Origin of the sequence: Janthinobacterium sp. SUN033, from assembly GCF_030397595.1 — a bacterium.
GTDB classification, from domain to species: domain Bacteria; phylum Pseudomonadota; class Gammaproteobacteria; order Burkholderiales; family Burkholderiaceae_D; genus Janthinobacterium; species Janthinobacterium kumbetense.
In genome coordinates this window covers 258,850-283,922 of record NZ_JAPQNV010000001.1, presented here as the reverse complement: position 1 = coordinate 283,922, position 25,073 = coordinate 258,850, and the positions used below count along the sequence as shown (strand labels likewise).

22 protein-coding genes and 4 tRNA genes are annotated in these 25,073 nt (G+C 63.8%); 9 read left to right on the top strand and 17 right to left on the bottom strand.

Features of this window, described 5'->3' with window-relative positions:
• Positions 1-22 precede the first annotated feature (22 nt).
• The 4 genes from OX460_RS01320 to OX460_RS01305 form a co-directional block, all read right to left on the bottom strand.
• Entirely contained in the window at positions 23-3,223 is a 3,201-nt protein-coding gene (locus tag OX460_RS01320; RefSeq protein ID WP_289897369.1) for an efflux RND transporter permease subunit, read from the bottom strand.
• 2 nt (positions 3,224-3,225) lie between these two features.
• On the bottom strand, positions 3,226-4,470 hold the full coding sequence (locus OX460_RS01315; RefSeq protein ID WP_289897368.1) for an efflux RND transporter periplasmic adaptor subunit: 1,245 nt from the start codon (positions 4,468-4,470) through the stop codon (positions 3,226-3,228).
• Between the two features lie 271 nt (positions 4,471-4,741).
• Positions 4,742-5,602 carry an alpha/beta hydrolase gene (locus tag OX460_RS01310; RefSeq protein ID WP_289897367.1) on the bottom strand — a complete coding sequence of 287 codons (861 nt, stop codon included), beginning with the start codon at positions 5,600-5,602 and terminating at the stop codon, positions 4,742-4,744.
• Complete coding sequence (locus OX460_RS01305) at positions 5,599-5,769, bottom strand: hypothetical protein (RefSeq protein WP_156894740.1); 171 nt, start codon at positions 5,767-5,769, stop codon at positions 5,599-5,601. The genes OX460_RS01310 and OX460_RS01305 overlap by 4 nt, the downstream gene beginning before the upstream one ends.
• Before the next feature lie 190 nt (positions 5,770-5,959).
• Between OX460_RS01305 and OX460_RS01300 the strand changes: the two genes are divergently transcribed.
• The 3 genes from OX460_RS01300 to OX460_RS01290 are packed head-to-tail and all read left to right on the top strand — an operon-like array spanning position 5,960 to position 8,348.
• Positions 5,960-6,922, top strand: coding sequence for a LysR family transcriptional regulator (locus tag OX460_RS01300; protein WP_289897366.1), 963 nt, complete (start codon positions 5,960-5,962; stop codon positions 6,920-6,922).
• Positions 6,919-7,896 (top strand): D-2-hydroxyacid dehydrogenase, encoded by a 978-nt coding sequence (locus OX460_RS01295; protein ID WP_289897365.1) that lies wholly within the window; start codon positions 6,919-6,921, stop codon positions 7,894-7,896. Before OX460_RS01300 ends, OX460_RS01295 begins: the two co-directional genes overlap by 4 nt.
• Positions 7,893-8,348: a hypothetical protein gene (locus OX460_RS01290; protein WP_251348169.1), complete on the top strand. Its 456-nt coding sequence runs from the start codon at positions 7,893-7,895 to the stop codon at positions 8,346-8,348. Before OX460_RS01295 ends, OX460_RS01290 begins: the two co-directional genes overlap by 4 nt.
• Before the next feature lie 3 nt (positions 8,349-8,351).
• On the opposite strand, the gene OX460_RS01285 is transcribed toward OX460_RS01290, so the two are convergent.
• The 7 genes from OX460_RS01285 to OX460_RS01255 all read right to left on the bottom strand — a co-directional run bounded on the left by OX460_RS01285 (position 8,352) and on the right by OX460_RS01255 (position 13,467).
• A complete protein-coding gene (locus OX460_RS01285; RefSeq protein ID WP_289897364.1) occupies positions 8,352-8,864 on the bottom strand; it encodes a DUF1993 domain-containing protein in 513 nt (170 codons plus the stop codon).
• The gene (locus OX460_RS01280; protein ID WP_289897363.1) at positions 8,861-9,337 is read right to left on the bottom strand and encodes a hypothetical protein; all 477 of its coding nucleotides are present in this window, start codon (positions 9,335-9,337) and stop codon (positions 8,861-8,863) included. Before OX460_RS01280 ends, OX460_RS01285 begins: the two co-directional genes overlap by 4 nt.
• Before the next feature lie 89 nt (positions 9,338-9,426).
• On the bottom strand, positions 9,427-10,302 hold the full coding sequence (locus tag OX460_RS01275) for an alpha/beta hydrolase-fold protein (protein ID WP_289897362.1): 876 nt from the start codon (positions 10,300-10,302) through the stop codon (positions 9,427-9,429).
• A gap of 72 nt (positions 10,303-10,374) precedes the next feature.
• Positions 10,375-11,598, bottom strand: a complete 1,224-nt coding sequence (locus tag OX460_RS01270; protein ID WP_289897361.1) for a HAMP domain-containing sensor histidine kinase — start codon at positions 11,596-11,598, stop codon at positions 10,375-10,377.
• Positions 11,595-12,305, bottom strand: a complete 711-nt coding sequence (locus tag OX460_RS01265; protein WP_289897360.1) for a response regulator transcription factor — start codon at positions 12,303-12,305, stop codon at positions 11,595-11,597. The genes OX460_RS01270 and OX460_RS01265 overlap by 4 nt, the downstream gene beginning before the upstream one ends.
• On the bottom strand, positions 12,302-12,841 hold the full coding sequence (locus OX460_RS01260; RefSeq protein ID WP_289897359.1) for a GNAT family protein: 540 nt from the start codon (positions 12,839-12,841) through the stop codon (positions 12,302-12,304). Before OX460_RS01260 ends, OX460_RS01265 begins: the two co-directional genes overlap by 4 nt.
• 62 nt (positions 12,842-12,903) lie before the next feature.
• Complete coding sequence (locus OX460_RS01255; RefSeq protein ID WP_289897358.1) at positions 12,904-13,467, bottom strand: GNAT family N-acetyltransferase; 564 nt, start codon at positions 13,465-13,467, stop codon at positions 12,904-12,906.
• Positions 13,468-13,646: 179 nt separating this feature from the next.
• Between OX460_RS01255 and OX460_RS01250 the strand changes: the two genes are divergently transcribed.
• The 3 genes from OX460_RS01250 to OX460_RS01240 all read left to right on the top strand — a co-directional run bounded on the left by OX460_RS01250 (position 13,647) and on the right by OX460_RS01240 (position 15,811).
• Positions 13,647-14,414, top strand: a complete 768-nt coding sequence (locus OX460_RS01250) for a CPBP family intramembrane glutamic endopeptidase (protein ID WP_289897357.1) — start codon at positions 13,647-13,649, stop codon at positions 14,412-14,414.
• A gap of 41 nt (positions 14,415-14,455) precedes the next feature.
• Positions 14,456-15,112, top strand: a complete 657-nt coding sequence (locus OX460_RS01245) for a hypothetical protein (protein ID WP_289897356.1) — start codon at positions 14,456-14,458, stop codon at positions 15,110-15,112.
• Positions 15,113-15,304: 192 nt separating this feature from the next.
• Complete coding sequence (locus OX460_RS01240) at positions 15,305-15,811, top strand: ATP-binding protein (protein ID WP_289897355.1); 507 nt, start codon at positions 15,305-15,307, stop codon at positions 15,809-15,811.
• Here OX460_RS01240 and OX460_RS01235 read toward each other — a convergent pair.
• Positions 15,808-16,953 (bottom strand): alpha-hydroxy acid oxidase, encoded by a 1,146-nt coding sequence (locus OX460_RS01235; protein WP_289897354.1) that lies wholly within the window; start codon positions 16,951-16,953, stop codon positions 15,808-15,810. The genes OX460_RS01240 and OX460_RS01235 overlap by 4 nt on opposite strands.
• A 94-nt stretch (positions 16,954-17,047) precedes the next feature.
• A complete protein-coding gene (locus OX460_RS01230) occupies positions 17,048-18,004 on the bottom strand; it encodes a phytanoyl-CoA dioxygenase family protein (protein WP_289897353.1) in 957 nt (318 codons plus the stop codon).
• Between the two features lie 114 nt (positions 18,005-18,118).
• Between OX460_RS01230 and OX460_RS01225 the strand changes: the two genes are divergently transcribed.
• The gene (locus tag OX460_RS01225; RefSeq protein WP_289897352.1) at positions 18,119-18,994 is read left to right on the top strand and encodes an AraC family transcriptional regulator; all 876 of its coding nucleotides are present in this window, start codon (positions 18,119-18,121) and stop codon (positions 18,992-18,994) included.
• 55 nt (positions 18,995-19,049) lie between these two features.
• Here the strand turns inward: OX460_RS01225 and OX460_RS01220 are convergent.
• Positions 19,050-19,126: transfer RNA gene (locus OX460_RS01220), tRNA-Arg, on the bottom strand.
• Between the two features lie 270 nt (positions 19,127-19,396).
• On the opposite strand from OX460_RS01220, the gene OX460_RS01215 reads away from it, so the two are divergent.
• Positions 19,397-21,565: a hypothetical protein gene (locus tag OX460_RS01215; protein WP_289897351.1), complete on the top strand. Its 2,169-nt coding sequence runs from the start codon at positions 19,397-19,399 to the stop codon at positions 21,563-21,565.
• A gap of 113 nt (positions 21,566-21,678) precedes the next feature.
• Here OX460_RS01215 and OX460_RS01210 read toward each other — a convergent pair.
• The 3 genes from OX460_RS01210 to OX460_RS01200 form a co-directional block, all read right to left on the bottom strand.
• Positions 21,679-21,755, bottom strand: a tRNA-Arg gene (locus OX460_RS01210).
• Between the two features lie 78 nt (positions 21,756-21,833).
• A tRNA-Arg gene (locus OX460_RS01205) sits at positions 21,834-21,910 on the bottom strand.
• 82 nt (positions 21,911-21,992) lie between these two features.
• A tRNA-Arg gene (locus tag OX460_RS01200) sits at positions 21,993-22,069 on the bottom strand.
• A 427-nt stretch (positions 22,070-22,496) separates the two neighbouring features.
• Between OX460_RS01200 and OX460_RS01195 the strand changes: the two genes are divergently transcribed.
• Positions 22,497-24,986: an ATP-binding protein gene (locus tag OX460_RS01195; protein ID WP_289897350.1), complete on the top strand. Its 2,490-nt coding sequence runs from the start codon at positions 22,497-22,499 to the stop codon at positions 24,984-24,986.
• Positions 24,987-25,073: the final 87 nt, after the last annotated feature.

The window sequence follows — 25,073 nt, the reverse complement described above, 5'->3', positions numbered from 1 at the left end:
CGCCAGATGATTTCCTTGGTTTTCAATATATATCTCCTTCCAGGTTCAATGCTGGCGCGGCGGCAGGCTTGGCGGCAGCATCGGCTGGTTTTTTCTCAAAACGCTGCGCCAGGGTGCGCAGCAGTACGTAGAACACGGGCGTCAGGAACAGGCCGAAGAAGGTCACGCCCAGCATGCCGGCGAAGACCGCCACGCCCATCGCATGGCGCATTTCCGAACCGGCGCCGTGCGAGAACACGAGGGGCACCACGCCCATGATGAAGGCGATCGACGTCATCAAAATCGGACGCAGGCGCAGGCGGCACGCTTCCAGCGCCGCTTGCACGACGGTGCGGCCATGCTCTTCCAGTTCGCGGGCAAATTCCACGATCAGGATCGCATTCTTCGACGCCAGCCCCACCAGCACGAACAGCGCGATCTGGGTAAACACGTTGTTGTCGCCACCGGTCAATTTGACGCCCAGCAAGGCGCACAGGATGGACATCGGCACGATCAAAATCACGGCCAGCGGCAGGGTCCAGCTTTCATACTGGGCGGCCAGCACGAGGAACACCAGCAGCACGCACAGAGGGAAGACATAGATCATCGTATTGCCGGACAAGATGTCCTGGTAGGTCAGCTCCGTCCATTCATACGCGATCCCCTGCGGCAGCACTTCCTTGGCGATGCGTTCCAGCGCGGCTTGCGCCTGGCCGCTCGATACGCCAGGTGCTGCGCCGCCATTGAAGTCGGCTGCGGCATACGCGTTGTAGCGCTGCACGCGGTCCGGACCATAGCTATCCTTGACGCGCATCAACGACGACAGCGGGATCATTTCGCCTTTGTCATTACGCACTTTCAGCTGCGCGATATCCTGGGCATGTGAACGGAACGCGGCATCGGCTTGCACGCGCACCTGGTAGGTGCGGCCAAACTGGTTGAAGTCGTTCACGTACAGCGAACCGAGGTTGATCTGCAAGGTCTGGTAAATCGTTTGCAGCTGCACGCCCATCTGCTTGGCTTTCACGCGGTCGACGTCGGCGAACAGCTGCGGCACGTTGATCTGGTAGCCCGAGAACACGCCCGCCAGTTCCGGCGTCTGGTACGCTTTCGCGGCCAGCGACTGGGTGGCGTTGTACAGCGCGTCGTAACCGAGGTTGCCGCGGTCTTCGATCATCATCTTGAAGCCGCCGATGGTGCCCAGGCCGTTGACGGGCGGTGGCGGGAAGACCATGATGAAGGCGTCCTGGATGCCGCCCAGGCGCTTGTTGATCTCGGCCGCGATGGCGCCGCCCGACAATTCCTTGCTGCTGCGCTCATCGAACGGCTTCAGGGTGGCGAACACGATACCGGCGTTCGGCGCATTGGTAAAGTCGTTGATCGACAGGCCGGGGAAGGCGATGGTCGATTCGACGCCAGGCACCGACTTGATGACGTCGGACATGCGGCGCACGACATCTTCCGTGCGGTCCAGCGAAGCGGCGTCAGGCAATTGCGCAAAGCCCACCAGGTATTGCTTGTCCTGCGCCGGCACGAAGCCGGCCGGCACGGACTTGAAGGTGAAGATGGCGGCAACGACCAGCAGCGCATACACGCCCAGCGACGCGCTCTTGCGGCCCAACACGCCCTTCACGCCCGCTTCATAGCGGTGCGAAGCGCGACCGAAGAAGCGGTTGAACCAGGCGAAGAAGCGCCCGAAGACCATGTCCATGCCGCGCGTCAGCGCGTCTTTCGGTGCATCGTGCGGTTTCAGCAGCGCGGCCGACAGGGCTGGCGCCAGGGTCAGCGAACTGAAAGCGGAGATCACGGTCGAAATGGCGATGGTCAGCGCGAACTGGCGATAGAACTCGCCGGACAGGCCGGGCACGAAGGCGATCGGCACGAACACGGCGCACAGCACCAGGGCGATGGCGACGATAGGACCGCTGACCTCTTTCATGGCCTGGATGGTGGCGTCGCGCGGCGACAAGCCTTCCTCGATGTTGCGCTCGACGTTTTCCACCACCACGATGGCGTCATCGACGACGATACCGATGGCCAGCACGAGGCCGAACAGCGACAGCGTGTTGATCGAGAAGCCAAAGCCCAGCATCACGGCGAAGGTGCCCACGATCGAGACGGGAACGGCCAGCAGCGGAATGATCGAGGCGCGCCAGGTTTGCAGGAAGATGATCACCACCAGCACCACCAGGGCGATGGCTTCCAGCAGGGTATGGATCACGGCTTCGATGGACGAGCGCACGAACTGCGTGGGGTCGTACTCGATGCGGTATTCCACGCCTTGCGGGAAGTCTTTCTTCAGTTCGTCCATCTTGGCGCGCACGTCGGACGACAATTGCAGCGCATTGGCGTTCGGCGCTTCGAAAATCCCCATGCCGACGGCCGGATTATTGTTCAGCAGCGAGCGCAGCGAGTAGCTGTTGGCGCCCATTTCCACGCGCGCCACGTCTTTCAGGTGCGTGACGGCGCCGTCGGCATTCGTGCGCACGATGATGGCGCCGAATTCCTCGGGCGTCTGCAAACGGCCCTGGGTATTGACGGTCAGCTGGAAGTCCGAGTTTTTCGCCGGCGAAGCGCCGATGACACCGGCAGCCACCTGCACGTTCTGCTCGCGGATGGCGTCGACGACGTCATTGGCCGTCATGCCGCGCGCCGCTACCTTTTGCGGGTCGAGCCAGATGCGCATGGCATAGTCGCCGGCGCCGAAGATCTGGATGTCGCCCATGCCGGGCAGACGTGCCAGTTGGTCCTTGACGTTCAGCACCGCGTAGTTACGCAGATACATGTCGTCATAGCGCTTGTTCGGCGAGACCAGATGCACCACCATGGTCAGGTTGGGCGACGATTTGACGGTCGTCACGCCGATCTGGCGCACTTCCTCGGGCAGGCGCGGCAAGGCGCGCTGCACGCGGTTCTGCACCTGCGTCTCGGCCTGCTCGACGTTGGTGCCGATCTTGAAGGTCACGGTCAGCATCATCGCGCCATCGGACGTGTTTTGCGAGGACATGTAGAGCATGTTCTCGACGCCGTTGATCTGCTCTTCGAGCGGCGCGGCCACGGTTTCGGCGATCACTTTCGGGTTGGCGCCAGGGTATTGCGCGCGCACCACCACGGATGGCGGCACGACGTCGGGATATTCGGAGATGGGCAGGCCGAAAATCGACAGCAGCCCGGCCACGAATATGACAATCGACAGCACCGCCGCGAAAATCGGCTTGTCGATGAAAAAGCGGGAAAAATTCATGTTTATTCCTTGGAAGTCGATGCTGCTTTCGCGGCGATCTTGGCGTCTTTTACTTCAGGTTTTGCGGGAGCGGCAGGCGCGGTCGGGTCGAAATCCATGGCCACCATCTGCGGCGTCACCGGGGCGCCTGGACGCACGCGCTGCAAGCCGTTGACGACGATCTTTTCGCCCGCCTTCAAGCCTTCGCGCACCACGCGCAAGCCGTCCGAATTCGGGCCCAGCTTGACGGCGCGGTATTCGGCCTTGTTGTCGGCGCCCACCACGTACACGTATTTGCGGCTTTGATCCGTGCCGACGGCGCGGTCGCTGATCAACAGCGCCGTGCTTTGCGCCTGCGGGCCGTTGCCGCCGTCGAGCTGGATGCGCGCGAACAGGCCCGGCACCAGCTGGCGCTCGGCGTTGGCGAAGGTGGCGCGCATGCGCACGCTGCCCGTGGCCGGATCGAGCTGGTTGTCGACGAATTCCAGCTTGCCTTCATGCGGGAAGCCCGTTTCGTTGGCCAGGCCCACCTTGACGGTGACGGGCGTACCCTTTTGCGCCGTGCCGGCCACGCGCAGGTACGTATCTTCATCGCCGTCGAAGCTGGCGTAGATGCGGTCCGTCGACACCACGGAGGTGAGGATGGCGGAAGCGTCGATCAGGTTGCCGACGGTGATTTCCGCCTTGCTGACGCGGCCGCTGATCGGCGCCTGCACCTGCGTGTACGACAGGTTCAGCTTGGCCGCTTCATAGGCGGCTTGCGCCGAACGGGCGTTCGCGTCCAGCTCTTTCAAGCCCGACGCTTTTTCATCGAATTCGCGCTGGGCGATGGCTTTTTCCGCCAGCAGCTTTTCAGCGCGCGACAGTTCCAGCTTGGCCAGTTCCGCCTTGGCGCGGGCCGAGGCAGCCGTGCCTTCGGCGCGCGACACTTCGGCCTGGAATGGGCGCGGGTCGATGACGAACAGCACGTCGCCTTTTTTGACTTCGCTGCCCGGCTTGAAGTTGACGGCCGTGATGAAGCCGCCGACTCGCGAACGGATTTCCACGCGTTCGATCGCTTCCAGGCGGCCCGAGAATTCCTGCGTTTCCGTGATCTGTTTTTCCACCACGGCGGCGGCCGAGATGGGCGGGCCGCCGGCCGCTGGCGCGTCGGGCACCTTGCTATTGGCCGAATCGCAGCCGGCCAGGCTCACGGCCACCAGACCTGCCAGCGCGAGCGAGGCAGCCAGGGGCTTCAGCAGAGTGGAAAATTGTTGAACGTTTTTCATTTTATTTCCCTGTTTTATGAAAATTTCTAATGGTATGGGCGGCAGGAAGCAACCCAACTGAAAAAGTGAATGGTGGTGCCATGGCGCCCGACGGCGCTCGATCAAAGGTAAACAGGCCGCCAGCTGCTTAAAAGCGGACGGGGACGACGAAGCTGGCTGTGCGAACGCACAACTCAGGCAGGAAGGGAACTACACTGCGTAGTGTAGCAACCAAAACTCAAAAAGTAAACTGATTAGTGTAAGTTTTTTTGCGGTGCCGCGGATGGCGGCGTCATGACTCGGGCTCCTGCCCCAGTCCGGCGACGAAACTGCTAATTTCGCTTAATACCTGTACCTTGCACGCGCACTCATTGCGGGCGGTGGCGTCTTGCAGCGGCGCGGCGGCCATGCGCCGCACGGTCGTCTTGATGCCGCAGGCGATCAATTTGCTGCCGTATTGTTCAGCCTCGTCGCGCAATGGGTCGTCTTCGCTGGACAAGATCAAGGCTGGCGGCAGGTTCTTCAGGCGGCTCGACTGCAATGGCGACGCGTACGGGTGGGTACGGTCAGCGGCATTCGGCAGGTAGCCGCGGTAGGCGGCGGCGCACTGGTCCGCCACTTCGGCCAGGTCGGGACAGGTCGGCAAGGAGCGCATCGAGCAGGTCGACAGGCCGGGGTCGAGCATGGGCATGATCAGCACCTGGCCCGCGAGGGGCGGTCCGCCCCGGTCGCGCGACATCATGGCGCATACGGCGGCCAGGTTGGCGCCCGCTTCGATGCCCGACACCACCATCTGCTTGCCCGTCCAGCCCAGCTTGGACTTGTTCTTTTTTGCCCACAGCAGCACGGCATGCGCGTCTTCCACGGCGGCGGGAAATGGCCGCACGCGGGCCAGGGTGTAGTTCGCGGCCAGCACCACGTGGTCGGGATTGCTCAGCACGAGGCAGCGCAGGAAGTCGTCTGCATCGTCCAGGTCGCCGTCGACAAAGCCGCCGCCATGGAAGAAAACCATCAGGTTCGGCTGCCTGGCGCCCGGCACGCCGGCCGTGTAGACGCGCGCGCCGAGCGCATCCTGCGCGCCCTGCACCTGGATGTCGCGTATCTTCAGCGCCTGGCCAGGTGCCAGTTCGGCAGCGGTGTCGGCAAAACTCATTGCGCCACCACCGGCTGCACCGCAGCATCGAGCACCGTGTCGTTCAGGCACAACAGGGCGACGCCGCCCACTTCATGGGTCAGGGCGCTATAACCGCTGGCTTCGCTTTGCGCCGCCATCGAGTATGCATCCGTCGATACCATCGCGGCCAGAGCGAGCGAGCTCATAGCGAGAGCGAGCACTGCAAAGATTCCATTCCGATGACCCATGATTTTTCTCCTGTGAACTTCCTGCGGCATCTACATTTATGCTGCAGTACAACAACTATAGACTTGATCTACAATCTGATAAAGAGTGCAATGACGAATTGATTGTTCAGGATTATGAATAATCAAGCATAAAGTGATAAGGAATCAAGTGAACAAGCTGCAAGCCATGGAAGTTTTCATCCAAGTCGTCGATGCGGGCGGCTTTACGCGCGCGGCGGAAAACATGCAGCTGCCGAAAGCCACCGTCTCGACCCTGATCCAGTCGCTGGAAGCGAGCCTGTCGGTTAAGTTGCTCAACCGCACCACGCGCCATGTCAGCATCACGTCCGACGGCGCCGCCTATTACGAACGCTGCGTGCGCATCCTGTCGGACGTGCGCGAGGCCGAGGAATCGCTGTCGCGCACGCGTTTGAGCCCCAGCGGGCGGCTGCGCGTGGATGCGCCCACGGCCCTGGCCAGCGAACTGATCATCCCCGCCCTGCCCGACTTCTTTGCCCGCTACCCGGACATCTCGCTGGAACTGGGTTGCAGCGACCGCCCCGTCGACCTGATCGAGGAAGGCGTCGATTGCGCCGTGCGCGGCGGCGAATTGGGCGACCTGAACCTGATCGCGCGCCGGGTCGGCGTGCTGCATTTCATGACGTGCGCCTCGCCCGGCTACCTGGCGCAGCACGGCACGCCGCTGCACCCGGACGACCTGGCGCAGCACCGGGGCGTGAATTTTTTCTCCGCCAAGACCGGTAAAACCTTCGACTGGGATTTCACGCGCGCCGGCGACCGCATCCAGATCGCCATGCCCAGCCATATCGCCCTGAACGACTCGAATGCCTACACGGCCGCCGGACTGGCGGGCCTGGGCATCGTGCAAATGACGCATTTCATGCTTGCGCCCCTGATAGAACAAGGCAAAATGGTGGAATTGCTCAGCGAATGGGAATCCGACCCGCTGCCCATCCACGTGATCTATCCGCCCAACCGCCATCTGTCCGCCAAGGTGCGCGTGTTTGTCGAATGGGTCGCCGACATGTTTACCAACCACCCGGCCACGCAGCTCAAGGGCAAGAGCAGCCTTCCCAGCGCGCGCGCCACCCCGACCGAGGCCCAGCCATGACCGCAGCAAGCGCATCACCGCACCCGCACCGCATCGTCTTTCTCGACCGCGACAGCCTGATCGCCACCGTGCGCCCGCCCGCCTTCGCGCACCGCTGGCAGGAATACCCGCACACGCGGGGCAGCGAAGAGACCGTTTCCCGTTTGCAAGGCGCCACCATCGCCATCACGAATAAAGTGCCGCTGCGCGCGGCCGAGCTGGCGCAATTGCCGGACCTGCAAATGATCGCCGTGGCCGCCACGGGCACGGATATCCTCGACCTGGCCGCCTGCCGCGAGCGGGGCATCGTCGTGGCGAATATCCGCGACTATGCGCGCGCCACCGTGCCCGAGCATACCCTGGCCTTGATGCTGGCCCTGCGCCGCCAGCTCGTTGCTTACCGCGCGGACGTGGAAGCGGGCCTGTGGCAGGCGTCCGACCGCTTCTGCCTGTTCGGCCACCCGATCCGCGACCTGGCCGGCAGCTGCCTGGGTTTGCTGGGCTACGGCGCGCTGGGCAAGTCCGTGGCCCAGCTGGGCCGCGCCTTCGGCATGCAGGTGATCGTGCACAACCGTTCGCCCATCAATGAAGATGGAGTGAAGGAAGTGGGCTTCGACGAATTGCTGGCCAGTTCCGACGTGCTGAGTCTGCACCTGCCGCTGACGGACAAGACACGCAACATCATCGGAGCAAAGGAACTGGCGCGCATGCAGCCGACCTCGCTATTGATCAACACGGCGCGGGGCGGCCTCGTCGATGAAGCGGCGCTGGCGGAGGCATTGACGAACGGCGTGATCGCCGGCGCCGGTTTCGACGTGTTATCAAAGGAGCCGCCTCCGCCCGACAACCCGCTGCTCAATTTGCGCCTGCCCAACTTCATCCTCACGCCGCACACGGCCTGGGCCAGCGGCGAAGCCATGCAGAAACTGGCCGACATCCTGATCGGCAACGTGGAAGCGTTCGAACGGGGTGCGCCCACGAACGTGGTGGCATGAGTTTGTTAAACGAGCTGGATGAACTGCTGTGCAGCGACGACGATGAATACGACCGCCTCGACCTGTTTCTCGAGGCGGACGAGCTGATCGGGCAACTGCAGTCCGCCGACGTGCCCCCGCTGCTGGCGCTGTGGTGGGCGCGCAGCCCGTACTGGCAGCAGCGTTTCACGCAAGCAAGCAGCAACATCGACGGCGCCGTCCTGCGCGCCCTGCTGGCGGGTTTGCTGCAGATCAAGGAGCCCGCCCACGGCGTGCTTGAATTGATGTCGCGCCTGCCGCCCGTCGCCGACAACTCTGCCCTCAGCGACGCCCTGCTCGACTACGCCGAGCAAGCCTGGCATGCGGACCCGGCGCGGCAGCGGCAAATCCAGATCAGTTGCTGGAGCTGCGGGCTGTCGGGCCGGCTGTTGAAGCGGCTGGGACTGGCGTCGTGGAAAGACGCGGGCTTGTAGGAACTACGTCGCTGCAGGCCGCTCAAAGCTGAAACCCGGCGCATACGCGTGATAACCGTCGAAATCGCCCTTGCCGATGGCCGCGCCGGCGCTGCGCGCAATCGCATACGCCATGCTGAAGTGAAAGTAGAAATTCGGCAGTATGTACAGCTGCAAGAATTCATCGGCCGGCAGCGCGATGTCGGCGAAGCCGGCGCGGTCGCGGCAGATGCGGTCCGGCGGACCGTCGAAGCGCTCCACGGGAATGTCCTTGAGGTAACGCATGGTGTGTGCGATCTGTTCCTGCAGGCTGGCGGCGGCACTGAAATCGGCTACCTCCAACCCCGCCAGCGGGCAACAGCCGCGCAGGGAAAAGCTCACGGCCGCGCGCACTTGCTGGGCGAACGGCAGCATGTCGGGGTGCAGGCGCGCCGCCAGCATGTGCGGCGCGGTGCCGGTCTTGTCCAGCATGGCGGAAAGCTGCGCCAGGGAACGGCAAAAGATGGCGGCCGGGTGGATGGGCGTCACGCCTGTCATGCCGAGCCTCCTGCCGCCGCATCGTGCGCCACGGCCTGCTTCAGCACGCGGATCAGGCGGCGTTCATGGCGGCCCACGGCGGCCCAGTCCCAGGCATCGGTCGGGCCGAATTCCGGGTAATGGCACTGCCATTTTTCCGCCCGCTTTTGCGAATTGGCGCTCACATGCGAGGCCAGTCCCTTGCCGCTGGACAGGCGCAGGTAGACGCGGATGACGCCCCAGCCTTCGCACACGTAACGGTAGGTGAGGCCGCCGCACTTGGCCGGGTCGAGGGCGATACGGCGCGGGGCAAAGTGTCCGGCCATGTCCGGGTAATGCACGGCCAGGAGCACCTCGCCGGCCCCTTCGGCTTCCAGCCTGGCCGCATACGCGCACAGCTCGGCAGGCGAGTGGAAATACAGCGTTTCCCGTTCCGCCTGCGAATACGCCTGCGCCACGGCCGCGCCGGGCTTGGCAAAGATTGCCGCGGCCATGGCCGCGATGCCTGCTGTTGATAATGCCACTGTGTCTGCCTTTCCTGTTGCCTGATGGTTACGCCATGCGCCGCCATCCTAGCATGGCATCAACGGCGATGGCGGCTGAAAAACTCCCACATGACCTCATTCGCATCGATGGCGCGCGTGGTCTTGCCGATGGGCAGACCGACGTTGAAGGCATCGGCGCCCGGCCACGTGTGGCCGCCCTCCTTGACGGTGATCAAGGCCACGCTGGCGCCAGCGGTGCCCTGCTCCAGCCAGCTCACTTGCGTGGCGTCGCCCGCGGGGCCAGGAAGCAGGCGCGGCTGCGGCCTGGCGCCTTCGATGCCGTTGTGCTGGCGCCAGTAATCGAACGTATCCTCGGCGGACAGATAGCCGCCATCCTTGCCCCCATACGCGACCACCTTGTCGGCCGTGCCCTGTATCAGCAGCATGCCGACCTTGTCCGTCTTCCTGTGATGCTGCCGCACCGGTTCCGGCATGGGCGCGCCCACCGAGGCGACGGCGGCGAACTGCTGCGGCAGCTCGGCCGCCAGGCGCAGGGCAAAGAAACCGCCGCGCGACAGGCCCGTGGCATACACGCGCTGCTCGTCGATGCGGTAATCCTGTTTGAGTTTGCTCAACATCGCTTGCGTAAAGCCGACGTCGTCCGTGCCCGCCAGGTAATCCATGCCGAAGCCCACGTTCCAATCCTGCTTGATGCCTTGCGGATACACGACGATGAACTGGTGCCGCTCGGCCGTCCTGTTCATCTGCGTGTACAGCATTTGTTCCGCCATGCTCATGCCGCCGCCATGGAAATTGAAGACGACGGGAAAGGTTTTGTGAGGCTGGCTTTGATACGCAGCCGGCGTGTAGACAATGTAGCGGCGCTTGTCGTCCTTGAGCTGCAGCGATTGCACCTGGGCCAGCACGGGCATGGACAGGCAGGACAGGATGAACAGGCTGACGGCGATTTTCATGGGCTTCCCTTCAAGTAAAAGAGCAGCCAGCATAAGCAGGGGCAGGTGAAATCGCGGTGAAATCCGCCGACTTTATCGCGCCCGGGCCGGCACGATGGCGACACGGAACTGCGTCGCGCCCGGATGGAAAACAATGTCCCAGTGCATGGCTTTTGCCAGGCGCAGCAGCAGGTCCTGACCATGCGCGAAACCGTGGATGCGTGGCGCTTGCCCCGGCTGCACGGTATTCTGGATGCTCAGGCAACCTTGCGCAAACGCAATACCGATGCGGCAATCGGGGCCGCCATGGAACAACGCATTCGCCAGGCAATTATTCAGGAGCAACATGACCAGCTGCGGGTTGCCGACCGCCTCCAGCCGCTCCGGCAAGTCCAGGGCCAGCAGGCTGGCATCCCAAGGGTATTCATCGAGCAGGCGCAGCAGGCATTGCTCGATGCAGCCGCGCAATTCGACCACGTCGCCCGGCAGTTGCTCGGCCCGCGCCAGCGCGAACAGCACGTCGATGGTGGCGCGCATCTCGTCCGTGGATTGCCGCAGCTGCGCCTGCTCCTGCTTGCCCAGCGGCTGCACATAGTCCAGCGCCAGGGTGTTGTACATGAGGGTCAGCGGCGTGCGCAATTCATGGCTGACGTCGCGGGCGAAAGCCTGTTCGCGCCGCAAGACCGCCTGCAATTCGGCAAAGGTGGTTTCCAGGCGGCGCGCCAGGAAACCGATCTCGTCGGGGCGGTCGCGCTCGCTGAAATGGACGGCGCCGCCGGGCGCCAGCCGGCGCGCTTCCTGGGCTAATCTCTGCAAGGGCAGCACGAGGCGCCGCGCCAGCCAGTACGCCAGCAGCAGGGCCAGGCCGATCAGCGCCAGCGCCACGCCAGCCACGACACCGCCCACTTCCCGCGCCAGCCGCGAGACCACCAGCACGGGCGCCACGTCGGCCAGCAGGTATGCGCGCTGCGGCTTGCCAGCGGCAACGATATCGAGCGCCAGCACGTGATAATGCTGGCCCGTCGTCGTAAACACTTCCCCGCGCGGGGCGGACGGCGGCACGTGCGAGCGCACCGCTTGAGGCAAGTCAAGGTAACTGCCATAAACCGTGATGAGGTCGCTTCCAGAAGGCGTAAGCTTGTCGTGCTGCTGCCAGCGCATGCTGACGGCCGCCGCTTCGCGCTCGAGCAGGCGCTGCACCAGCATGTCTTCCGTGACGTAGGCAATCACCAGCGCCAGGCCCGTGTAGCATAGGCACAGCAGGACGGTGAAGCCGGCCAGGGCGGCAAACAGGCGCTGCCGGATCGACTGGTTCATGGCGATGCCGCCGCGTCGAAGGCCAGGCGGTAGCCCAGCTGCGGTATGGTCACCAGCATGCCCGCCGCGCCCACCCCGCCAAGCAACTCCAGCTGCTTGCGCAGCGCATAGATGTGCGATTTGAGCGCATCGCTGTGGGGCGGCTGGCTGCCCCACAGCTGCTGCAGCAAGGCCGAGCGCGAGACGGCGTGCGGGTATTCGCGGCACAGCAGCAGCAGAATTTTAAAACCCGTCTGCGTCAATGGCAGGAGTGCGTCGCCATACAGGGCGCGCCCTGCGCGCGTCTGCAAGGTAAACGGACCCACGCGCATTTCCTGGTGCACGTGCAACTGCTGCCGGCGCGCCAGCGCTTCGCAGCGCAAGGCCACTTCGCGCAAGTCGAACGGCTTGGTCAAATAATCGTCGGCGCCGTCGCGAAAACCGCGTGCCTTGTCTTCATACGCGTCGCGCGCCGTCAGCATCAAAATCGGCACATTGCTGGGCGCGGCCGCCTTGATGGCGCGGCACACTTGCAAACCATCCATGTCGGGCAGGTTCAGGTCCAGCAGCACCACGTCATAGCTGTTGCGCGTGGCCAATTGCACGGCCAGCGCACCCGTGCCCGCATGGTCCGTCTGCCAGCGCAAGCCATCGAGGAAATCGAGCACCTGGCGCGCGATGGCCAGGTGGTCTTCCACCAGCAGGATATTCAAGGGAAGTTTATTCATCGCACGCCGGCAATGCGCGCATACAGCCAGAAATTGCCGGATCTTCCGCGAATTTGCCGGTAGCAGCGCAGATAGCCTTCCCGCTCGAAAGCGCAGCGTTCGAGCACGCGCATCGAACGCTCATTGCTTTCCAACACCGTTGCCTGGATGCGCAGGAAGCCGAGGCGCTGGAAACCCCAGTCCACGACAGCGTTCACGACGGACGTGGCCACGCCCTGCCCCCACACGGCAGGAGCAAGATCGTAGGCGATTTCAGCCGTGCGGTGCTGCGGGGAAATGGCATTGAAGCCGACCGTGCCCACCAGCCGGCCACCGTCGCGCAGCACGACGGCCAGACGAAGGGACGACGATGGCTGGGCCGATGCATAGTCATCGAAATTGGCCTGCAGATCGTCGGCGCACTGCAAGTTCCAGCTCGTGTGCTCCACGACGGCAGGGTCGGCCAGGTAGGCATACCAGGCGGACGCGTCGCTGTATTCCAGCGGGCGCAAGGTCACCAGCGGGTGGCCTGAAACGGGTAAATCGACAGCGATCATCGCCTGGCATCCTCCTCAGCTGCGGCCTGGCGTTTGCTGGAACGCGTCGCCAACCTGTCCGCTCACGCGGCGCCCTTGCGCCGCGCTTCCCACTCGCGGCGCAGCAAGCCATACAGCGCCGAGTCGCTGACCTGGCCTCCGACGATCCAGCGTTCGGGCAAAAAACCTTCCTTGTTGAAACCCTGGCGTTCCAGGGCGCTGGCCGAACCGGCGTTGTGCGGGTCGATATCGGCTTCCAGGCGGTTCAGGTCGCGCTCGATGAAGGCGAATTCCAGCAGCGCCGACAGCGCTTCGTGCATATAGCCCTTGCCCCAGTACGGGCGGCCCAGCGCGTAGCCGATCTCGGCGCGGCGGTTCTGGCGGTGCTCGGAAAACAGGCTGCAGCTGCCCAGGTATTCGCCCGTCGCCTTCAGCTCGACGGCGAAGCGGAAGAATTCCTCTTTCTCGAAAGCGGCGATGTCCTCGGCAATCTGGCGCCCGGCGCGGCCCGTGTCTTCCCAGGGCGGTTCGCTGAAATAGCGCATCACTTCCGGGTCGGAATGCATGGCGAACTGCGCCGCCTCATCCGATGGTTGCGGCTTGCGCAGGATCAATCGTTCAGTGGTGATGGTCTTGCTGTAGGTCATGGCTCTCCAGTCTGGCGGCAAACGGACGAAGGCTTATTATTCCATGCAACTATAACGATGTGGCAATTTTGTACGCCTGCTTTTAATGTACTATGGCAATATTTCCACCATATCATTGATGCAACTTCATGATTCGCCCATGTACGCAGTAGCCGACGCGGCCAACACCGAAGCCAACCATGCCCTTCCCTAGAATCGCCCTCACCATGCCCGTCACCCTCATCGCACTGGCCATCTGGCTGGGCTTGAGCCTGGGCGGCCGCTGGCTGGAAGCGGCCGGCTATGCCTTGCCGGGCGCCGCCGTCACCGGCCGCATCGGCCTGTCGTGGGCGCTGGCCGCCCTGTTCGCGCTGGCGCTTCTGCTGGCCTCAAGCCGCCGCCGCGCGGCGGGCCTGTGCGCGCCGCAGCCATGGAAAACGCTGTGGCTCGTCTCGCCGCCCCTGCTGTATGCGCTGCTGATGCTGTTGCTGGCCTGGGCCGGCGGCTGGCCGCAACCGCGCGTGCTGCTGATCGTCGCTTGCAATGCGGCCCTGGTGGCCGTCTCGGAAGAACTGATGTTCCGCGCCATCTTGCTGCAAGGCATGCTGGAGCGCTACGCCGTCTGGCCCGCCGTCCTGATGTCCTCGGCACTGTTCGGCCTGGCCCATACGGCCAACGGTCTGGCCACGGGCGACGTCAGCGGCGCCCTGTGGCAAGCCGTGGCCGCCACCTTGCAGGGCGTCGGCTACGCGGCCATCCGCCTGCGCACCCGCTCCATCTGGCCCATGGTGCTCGTGCATGGCTTGTGGGACTACGCGCTGGTGACGGCCACCTTGCCCAACCCGGCCGAAGACGGCGCGTCTATCCTGCCGTATATCGCCCTGCTGGCCGTGCTGCCGCTGTGCCTGTACGGCGTCTACCTGCTGCGCCCCAGCCAGCGCGCCGTCCTGTCGCAAGCGCCACTATAATATTGCGACACAATTTTCCATCCACTTGCCGAGGAAGCTGCATGGCGTTTTTTTCACGTGATTACGAGGTATTCCTGCTGCTGGCCGCGCCCGCTGCGGCGCCGCTGTGGGATGCGGCGCAATGGATGCCGTTTGCAGCCAGCCTCGATGGCCTCATGGCGCAGGCAAGCGCGAGGGGCAAGCCCGGCGTGCGCAGCCATCAATACAATCCCAAGGGCAAGCCGATTTCCTTTGGCCGCCTGGGCTGGGACGACAAGTCGCACGCGAAGTGGACGCATACGCCGGAAACACGCGACGCCCGCTTCATGAGCCTGGAAGCGTGGGCGCCCACCTGGACCATTTGTGAAAAGGACGACCAGGCGCCCGATGTGTTCCTCGCCCTGGCCAATGAGTCGCTGCTGGGACTGGCGGACAAGCCCTTGCAATTTGGCCAGCGCCTGGTGTGCGCCATCGCCACGGACATGGGTCTGGAAGCGGCCGCCGCCTTGCGGCACGCCTTGACGCAGCTGGCGGCGCAGCAAGACGCCGCCGTCTTTGCCCACACGCAACGCCAGTGGGGTAGCGCCTCGCCATACGGCGGTTTCACGGACGCCATCCAGGATATGCTGATCGGCGGCCTGTTCCGGCAAGACGACCCGCATGCGCAGCCGCTCGATGCGGCCACGTTTCGCGAGCCGTGGACGCGCCTGGGCAATTGACAGCGCCCGCCATTCCATGGCATCGTTCAGTCATGCAATCGCCATTCCCGCCCCTGCCGTCGATTATTGCCGCCATTCCAACGATGGTGGCTTAGCAGCAGTGTGATTGCCAAAGCCGCCCGGGAGGCGGCTTTGATTTGCAGCAATAGATCAAGACGTCTCGCAGGTATTATTTCTTTTTAGCGAGCGACCATGTCCCCTACCTCCAGCACCACCGCTTCCCCCACCCTGCACCTCGTGTGCGGCAAGATTGCCTCGGGCAAATCCACCCTGACCGCCCGCCTTGCGGCGGCGCCGCACACCGTGCGCATCAGCGAAGACAGCTTGCTGGCGCAGCTGTATCCGGGCCAGATCGCCAGCCTGGCCGACTACGCGGCTTGCGCGGCGCGGCTGCGCGCGGCCATCGCCCCCTTGGCCCTGCAGATGCTGCAGGCGGGCGTGTCCGTCGTCCTCGATTTTCCCGCGAATACGCCGGCCAGCCGCGCCTGGATGCGCGACCTGTTCCAGCAGGCGGGCACGCCGCACGTGCTGCATTACCTCGACGTGACGGATGAGGAATGCAAGGCGCGCTTGCGCCAGCGCAATGCCAGCGGGCTGCACCCGTTTTCCACCAGCGACGCGCAATTTGATGACATCACGCGCCACTTCGTGCCGCCCCAGGCATCGGAAGGTTTTGAAATCGTGCGGATTGCCGCTTAAAACGTCCCCGGCAGCAGGATCTTTTTATCCACCTGCTGCAGGTCGCGCAAGCCGCAAAACGCCATCGTCAGGTCCAGCTCATTGCGGATGATGTCCAGGCACTTGGTGACGCCCGGCCCGCCCATGGCGCCCAGGCCGTACAGGAACGGGCGGCCGATGTACACGCCTTTCGCGCCCAGGGCCACGGCCTTGATCACGTCCTGGCCCGAGCGGATGCCGCCGTCCATGTGCACTTCGATCTGACTGCCGACGGCGTCGACGATGGCCGGCAAGGCTTCGATCGACGATTGCGCGCCGTCGAGCTGGCGCCCGCCGTGGTTAGAGACGATCAGCGCGTCGGCGCCGCTTTCCACTGCCAGGCGCGCGTCTTCCGGGTCCATGATGCCCTTGATGATGAGTTTTCCGCCCCAGCGCTGCTTGATCCATTCCACGTCCGCCCACGACAGGCTCAGGTCGAACTGCTGCTGCGTCCAGGCCGACAGGGACGACATGTCCGACACGGACGTGGCGTGGCCGACGATGTTGCCGAAGCCGCGCCGTTTCGTGCCCAGCATGCCCGCCACCCAGCGCGGCTTGGTGGCCATGTTGAGGATGTTGGGGATGGTGAGTTTCGGCGGCGCCGACAAGCCGTTGCGCAAATCCTTGTGGCGCTGGCCCAGCACCTGCAAGTCCAGCGTCAATACCAGCGCGCCGCACTTGGCCGCTTTGGCGCGGTCGATCAGGCGGTTGATGAATTCGCGGTCTTTCATCACGTACAGCTGGAACCAGAACGGTTTCGTCGTGTTCGCCGCCACGTCCTCGATCGAACAGATGCTCATGGTCGACAGGGTGAACGGCACGCCGAAGCGCTCGGCCGCCTGGGCCGCGAGGATTTCGCCATCCGCATGCTGCATGCCCGTCAAGCCCGTGGGCGACAGGGCCACCGGCATCGCTACGTGCTGGCCCACCATGGTCGAGGCCAGGCTGCGGTTTTCCAGGTTAACGGCCACGCGCTGGCGGAACTTGATCTTGGCGAAATCGCTGTTGTTGGCGCGGTACGTCGATTCCGTCCAGGAACCGGAATCGGCGTAGTCGTAAAACATGCGCGGCACCCGTTTCTGGGCCAGCACGCGCAAGTCTTCGATGCAGGTGATGATACTCATGCGTTTCCTCGGTCGATGGCAAGTCAAGCCATGATCGTGCATTTGCTGGCAATTGTCTATCCGGCAGGCAATGCCATCGGACGTGGCGCCACGCTTACCAGCCGCGCGCGCCGAGGATCTTCTCGCCCAGCGCAGTCAGCTGCGCCTGCGGATAGCGCAGCTGTTCCTTTTCCTCGGGATCGCCAGGGAATGCATAGCCTTGCGGCGCGCTGCGCTCGCGCCAGCTTTGCACTCTCCAGTCGCGCAAGGCTTGATTGTCTTCCTGGGCTGGCGTGAAGGAAATGTATTGCGCCAGGCGCACCTGGTCCGTCGACGTGTTCGGGCGGATGCCGTGCGCCAGCAAGCTGTTGAAGATCAACAACTCCCCTTTCTTCATGGCGATGAATTCCATCGGATACGGCACCGTCGCCAAGTCAGGCTGCCACGGGTTGCGGTCTTGCGGCACGGTCTTGCGCCACGCCAGCAAGTTGTTGAACAATTCCGGATAGCATTGAAAGCCGCCGCTGTCGGGCGAAGTGTCGGACAGGGCCAGCACGCCCTGCACGTTGACGGGCAGCGGGTCGAGCGTGGTGTCGGCATCCCAGTGGATGAAGCCGCCGAACTTGCGCTTGCCATTGTTCGGCGTGTTCAGGTTGGCGCGGTCGATGGTCACCCACAGATCCTGACGGTCCCAGATGTCGACAAAGGCGTCGTACACGCGCTGGGTCTGGCGGTTATCCCACAGGGTCTGGTTGTGATAGGCCTCGACCATGCCGGAACCGTTGAGCTCTTTCATCGCGTGGTCGCGCAGCTGGTCCCGGTTCCAGGTGGAGGCATCGTGCTGGTCGAGTCCCTGGAATTCCCACAGGAAATCGGTCGTGCGGCGCACCTGTTCCGGCGTCACGGCATCCTTGACGATGACGTAACCGTAGGTTTGCCAGTGCAGGAAATCGCTGTCGGACAGCACGCGCAGGGGCAGCTGTTTTTGTATGTCGCGCAACTGGGTTTGTTCCGTGTAAGCCACGGATGGATTGCCGGGACGGTCTTCGCCGTACTGATATCGGTTTTGCATCGCTGTCTCCTGTGTTGGTGTGGACAGATTGTGCTCCGGCAGTGCCGCGTAAAATGCGTGCGCAGCAACCAAAACTGATACTATCCTGACCATCACACTCTTTAAAACGTCACAATGACGCCTTTATTTGAACAAGTCACGATTCCGACGGGCCACTCCTGGGGCTTGCTGTGGCGCGAACTCGATGCGATTCCCTTCCTCTGGCATTACCACCCGCAATTCGAGCTGACCCTGACGGTCAATGCGCGGGGGCAACGCTATATCGGCGACCACCTGGGCGATTTCGAACCGGGCGACCTGGTGCTGCTGGGGCCGAATTTGCCGCACACCTGGTCGGCCAGCGAGCGCATCGACGGCACGCAGCCGATGCTGGCCGTCGTCGTGTGGTTTTCGCTGGAATGGGTGGAACAGCTGGCGGCCTGTTTTCCGGAGTTGCATGGCGTGCGGCAACTGGCGCGCCGCGCCGGCCCTGCCCTGCATTTTTCGCCGGCAACGAGCGCGCGCAGCGCAGAGAAACTGCTGCAATTGAATGCGCTGCCCGTGCCGCAGCGCCTGCCGCTGTTGCTTGACGTGCTGCTGGACCTGGCTGGCGATGGCGGTGCGCAGCCGCTGGCTTCGGAGGCGCTGGCGCCGGTGCATGCCGATGCGCAGCAAAAGCGCATGGCAATCGTGTTTGACTTCATGCACGCGCATTTCCGGGAAGAGATTGCACTGGAAACGCTGGCGCAGCGGGCGGCCCTGTCGCAGGGCGCCTTCCACCGCTGTTTCAAGCGCCACGCGCATTGCACGCCCGGCGAGTACCTGGCGCGGCTGCGCATCGGCCGCGCCTGCCAACAGCTGATCGAAAGCAATCTGGCCATCGCCGTCATCGCGCAAGAGGCGGGTTACCGCAACCTCGCGCATTTCAACCGCCAGTTCCGCGCCGCCAGGCAGGTGACGCCGCGCGCGTTTCGCCAGCAATACCGGCGCGGCGCCACAGGCGCAGCGTAAATCCATTCGGAAACGAAAAAGGGGATCAGATTTTACAATCTGACCCCCGATATTCTGGTGCGGCTGGCAGGAATTGAACCCACGACCCCTTGGTTCGTAGCCAAGTACTCTATCCAGCTGAGCTACAGCCGCCTAAGACAAGATTATAGCAGGGCTTTGCAGAATGGCAAAGCCGTGGCGGCGATATTTCACAATTGGCGGCCACTCCTGTCTTGCAGCGGCACACGCACGCCGCACTCTTGCTCATTTCATCACATTTCTTTTCAGACTGCGGCGCGAAACCGACAGCTTTGTTACTTGTTGCTCATTATTAATGCATCCAAGAAAAATAAATTGCAATTCATGGAAAACTTTGAGAATGTTTACTAGCAGTAATTTTAATAAAAATACTAAGGGGATACCATGAAGAAGAACTTGCACAAATTATTGCCTCTGGCTGCCGCCTGCGCGGCCGCCCTCATGCTGGCCGCGTGCGGCGGCGGCAGCAGCAGCCCCGCCGACCCGGTCGCACCCGTTGCACCCATCCCTCCCGTCGTGCCCGTTGTCCCGCCGCCAGCCACGACGCTCAGCGGCACCGCCGCCGTCGGCGCGCCCGTCGCGGGCAGCGTGATTGCCATCGATAGCAAGGGCAAAGTATCCGTGGCGGTCAGTACCGGCGCCGGCGGGGCATACACGCTCGACGTGGGCGGCATGACGGCGCCCTTTCTCCTCAGCATCACCGGCACGGCCGGCGGCAAGCAAGTGACCATGAATTCCATCGCCACGGCAGCGGGGCAAACCGTCAATATCACGCCGCTGACCGACCTGATCGTTTCCACGGCGTCGGGCCAGCCCGGCGGCGCCGCCCTGGCAAGCGTTTGCGCGCCCGTCGCCAATGCCGTCCCGGCCGCCTGCACCGCGGCGCTGGCCAGTGCCGCGACCCAGCAACGGCTCGATGCGGCCATCGCCGCAGTCGTCGCCATGATCAAACCGATTAACGCCAGCAACACCAATCCGCTGACGGGCGCCTTTGTTGCCAACGGTACGGGCATGGATGCCGTGCTGGACCAGATCCTCGTCGCGCCCGCGGAAGCGCAAGGCGCCATGGCGACGGTCACCCTGATTGCCACCAACAGCACGCTGGGCAGCGTGACCTTGCCCGCCGCCGCCGGCGGCGCCGCCACCATCCCCGCAGCGACGCCGCCATCGGATGCCGACTTGCTCAAGGCAAATGCCGCGGCCAGCGTCTTGCCGGAAATCCGCGCCTGCATGGCCTCGCTCAGCGCCCTGTATCCGAAGACGGGCTTCGTCGCGCCGTCGACGGCGGCCGTGTCGCCGTTCATCGACAGCTCCTTCAATATGGGGACGGGTGTGGGCCAGGCGGAAATCGTGTCGGCCCTGACCAGCACCGACCAGGCCGCCCATGCCGGGCTGACGATTGAAGCGCTGGGCTTGGCCAGCGTCAACATGCAACCGTTAAGCACGGATGAAATCGCCACGCTGACGTCGTCGAGCAGCACCTCGACATCGCGCGTCGCCGACTTCATCAACAATCGCTTGGGCGCCGGGGCGACGGCCATCGGCTTCACCGCAGGCAAGCCGAGCAGCGCTTGGGTACAGTTGCGCATAGGAACAGATGCGGGCATGCTCAACTGGAAGCTGGTCAAGACGAGCGATACCAGCGCCTGCGCCGGCGGCTGGAAGCTGGCCGGCAGCGGCCACCTGGACATGCACATGAATGCGCGCATCCAGCGCAGCCTCGACGGTGCGGGCGCGGCCACCTTTGCGCGCGAATGGGCCGCGCACGTCGAGCTCGACACCGTGCTGCAGGACAATCCGGCCATCAACAAGATCGACGTGCGGGGACCGGGCCTGACGACATTCGGCGACTTCCAGACACCGGGCACGGCCGGCAGCAAATTGCAGCTGATCCTGCCAGCCACGGGCTACACCCACATGCGGATTGCCGACAGCAATGGCGCTGCCAGCGCTTTCTACAATAACGCGGAAGCGATCCAGAGCTGCCAGGACCTGGCCAGCTTGCCCGCCGGCACGCCGGGCCTGGGCGCCGGCACGGCCTGCATCGACGAGACGAAAGTGGCGCCGGGCAAGGTGTATGTCTGGACCCTGAAGACAGCGAACGGCCCCGTCAGCGCCTTCCCGTTCCAGATCAATGCCGTGCCGCTGTCGAAAGTGTTTGCCCGGGCAAACCAGGCCAGCCTGTTCGCCACGATCACCAGCATCACGCCGGCGAAACTGTCGTCCATCCCGGCCGCCACCCTGCTCGATGGCGCGGTGACCTTCAACTACACGCAGTCCGCCACCTACGGATCGAAAATGGACAATTGCGGCCTGTACCTGTTCAATGGCGCCACGCCCGTGCTGAACGCGGAACAAAATGCTGTTGGGCAAGAAACCGCGTGCACCTTCACGACCTCGGGCTTGAATAGCCTGGCGTCGAATGTGGCGGACCCGGCGCAATCGGGCAGCTCGCTGTTCAAGTTCACCGGCCCCGTGACGAATGGCGGGCTGTGGGTGACCACCATCGTCCTGGGCAACCAGGCATCCTCGGGCCAGCCGTATCCGAATTGATGGGATATTGGCGCAACTGCGGCAGGCCGCGCCGTCGGCGGCCCGCTGCAGTTGCACCGGACGAAAAAAAACCCGGAAAGCGAACTTTCCGGGTTTTTCTTTACTGCAAATACTGGTGCGGCTGGCAGGAATTGAACCCACGACCCCTTGGTTCGTAGCCAAGTACTCTATCCAGCTGAGCTACAGCCGCAAACTCTGACACACTTCGCCGGACGGCGCGAAGCTTGAAACTTTCATCAGCACGGGAAAAACCCGATGCTGGCAATACTGGTGCGGCTGGCAGGAATTGAACCCACGACCCCTTGGTTCGTAGCCAAGTACTCTATCCAGCTGAGCTACAGCCGCAAAACTTCTACAACATTCCATTAACAACATGGAGGTGAAACTTGTTACAACAAAACCAGGCAAAGTCTGATTTTCAGTATTCTGGTGCGGCTGGCAGGAATTGAACCCACGACCCCTTGGTTCGTAGCCAAGTACTCTATCCAGCTGAGCTACAGCCGCGCAGGCAAACATTATAGCGTATTCATTTCGCTTTGAAAAGTTCGATTTTTCAATCGCTTAGCTGATTTTGCAGAATACCGCCCCGCATGATCGACTACCTTTTCACTGCTAAAAAGCTGACGCCTTTTTATCGATGGATACTTCTGCTTTCACAGGAGCTTCCAGCGAATCGAGAAGTTGCTGTCTCGAAAGAAGCGGGATTATAGGGACTGCTTTCCAGCCTGTCCAGTGCTATCTGCAGGCAACGCGCAAGCGTGCGGTGGCGCTGCGCCGCTTGGGGCTACAATACCAGCCAGACAGGGGCGCTTGTGCCTCCCCTCATTCATGGCGCGGGCATTGACCATCATGACCCATTTAACTGAGCTTAGCGGCGGCGGCCCGGCGGGGCAAGAGCCCGTGCGGCAGACTCACTGTTGCAGGATTTCCGATGGCCAAGCCTGACCGCACGCAAGATCTGCTGCCCCCATCAGCGCCGCTGAGCCTCTCCGGCGAGCGCCTGGCAAACTTAATGGAAAGCATCACCGATGGCTTTTGCCTGCTCGACCGCGACTGGACCATCCGCTATATCAACACGCGCGGCGCCGACATGCTCGCACCGCAGCGTCCGCCCGGCGCCAGCCTGGCGGGCAGCAGCCTGTGGCAAGCCTGCCCCGCCCTGCAGGGGACGGAACTGGAAGTGCAATACCGGCGCGCCATGGCGCAGCAGCACAGCAGCAGCTTCGAACTGCTGTACCGGCCGCTGGGGCGCTGGCTGGAAGTGCGCATCTTCCCTTCCAGCGATGGCTTGACCACGTACATCCAGGACATCAGCCAGCGCAAGGCGGCCGAGGAAAGCTTGCGCCACAGCGAGGCAGACTTGCGCGCGCTGGCCAATTCCATCCCGCAACTGGCCTGGATCGCCAGCTTCGACGGCACCATTGCCTGGTACAACCAGCGCTGGCACGACTACACGGGCACCAGCGCCGAACAGATGGCGGGCGACGGCTGGAGCATCGCCTATCACGCGCAGCATTTGCCACCCATGCTGCACGCGTGGAAGGCCGCCTTGCGCGACGGCACGCCCTTCGAAATGGAATTTCCCATCCGCGGCGCCGACGGCCAGTACCGCTGGTTCCTGACGCGCGCCAATCCCGTGCGCGACCGGGGCGGCCAGCTGCTGCGCTGGTTTGGCACGAGCACCGACGTCGACCAGGTCAAGCGCGCGCAGGAAGCCTTGCGCGATGAAACGCGCGTGCTCGAATTGCTCAACAATACAGGGGCGGCCCTGGCCGGCACCCTCGACTTGCCCGCCCTGCTGCAGGAAACCGTCGATGCAGCCACGCGCATCAGCGGCGCGCGCTTCGGCGCCTTCTATTATGACGATGCGGGCGAGATTCCCGACAGCGCCGCGCCCCTGCCCTCGGCGCGCGCCGTCAACGGCATCAGCCTGCGCCAGGCCGATGCCATCGCCACCGAACTGCGCCAGGGGCCGGCCATGCGCCAGAACGACTTGCTGGCCGCGCCCGATGCCAGCGCCGATGGCGCGCCGCCGCTGCGCAGCTGCCTGAGCCTGCCCGTCAGCTCGCGCTCGGGCCTGTTGCTGGGGCGCTTGCTGCTCGGTCATCCGCAGGCGGGCATGTTCAGCGCGCGCAGCGAACGCATCGTCTCGGCCATCGCGGCCCAGGCCGCCGTCGCGCTCGACAATACGCGCCTGTACGCGGCCGCCACGCGGGCCGCCGAAGAGCGCAAGGTACTGCTCGACAGCGAACGCGAGGCGCGCGCCGAAGCCGAGCGCACCAACCAGCTGAAAGACGATTTTCTCGCCACCCTGTCGCATGAGCTGCGCACGCCCCTGTCGGCCATCCTCGGCTGGGCCCAGGTGCTGCGGCGCGGCACGCGCGACCAGGCCGACCTGCACCGCGGCCTGCAAAGCATCGAACGCAATGCGCGCGCGCAGGCGCAGCTGATCGAGGACTTGCTCGACATGAGCCGCATCACCTCCGACAAGGTATTGCTAGACCTGCAAACCCTGGCGCCCGCCAGCATCATCGCCTCGGCCATCGAAACCCTGCGCCCGGCGGCCGACGCCAAGCACATCGCCATCCACTGCAACATCGCCAGCGATGCGGGCACCATCACGGGCGACCCCAGCCGTATCCAGCAAGTGATCTGGAATCTGCTGTCGAATGCACTGAAGTTCACGCCGCAAGGGGGGCGGGTCGATATCGGCGTGCGCCGCGAGGCGTCGCGCCTGTCCATCACGGTGGCCGACAACGGCGTCGGCATCAAGAAGGATTTCCTGCCGCACGTGTTCGACCGCTTCCGCCAGGCCGATGCCTCCACCACGCGCCGGCACGGCGGCCTGGGGCTGGGATTGGCGATCGTCAAGCATCTGGTGGAGCAGCATGGCGGCACGGTCACCGTCAGCAGCGCCGGCGACATGCAGGGCGCCAGCTTTACCGTGCGCCTGCCGCTGGGCACGCCGGCCGCCGCGCGCCAGGCGGGCAGCGCCCCGCCCTCCAGCCATGACTTGCGCGGCGTCAAGGTGCTGCTGGTCGATGACGACGCCGACGCGCGCGAACTGACGGAACGCATCTTGCGCGACAACAATGCCGAAGTGCACGGCGCCGGCGGCGTGGCGCAAGCGCTGCAACTGCTGGAGCAGGTGCGCCCGGATGTGCTGGTCAGCGACATCGGCATGCCCTACGCCGACGGTTTCGACTTGCTGGCGCAAGTGCGCGCGCACGCCGCCCCGGAGTTGGCCCGGCTGCCCGCGCTGGCGCTGACGGCGTTTGCGCAACCGCAAGATCGCCAGCGGGCGCTCGACAGCGGCTTCCAGGCCTGGATCTCGAAGCCGCTCGACCCGGCCGGACTGGTGGCGGCCGTGGCGCAGCTGGCCGCTGCGCGCCCGGGACGGGAGCGCAAAACACCATCTTAAAAAGATGATGCAAAGAAATAAATAGTGCAGTACAAAATGACTATTTTCATGGGTTAGCCTTCCTACTTTCAGACGCGGCACTGTCCT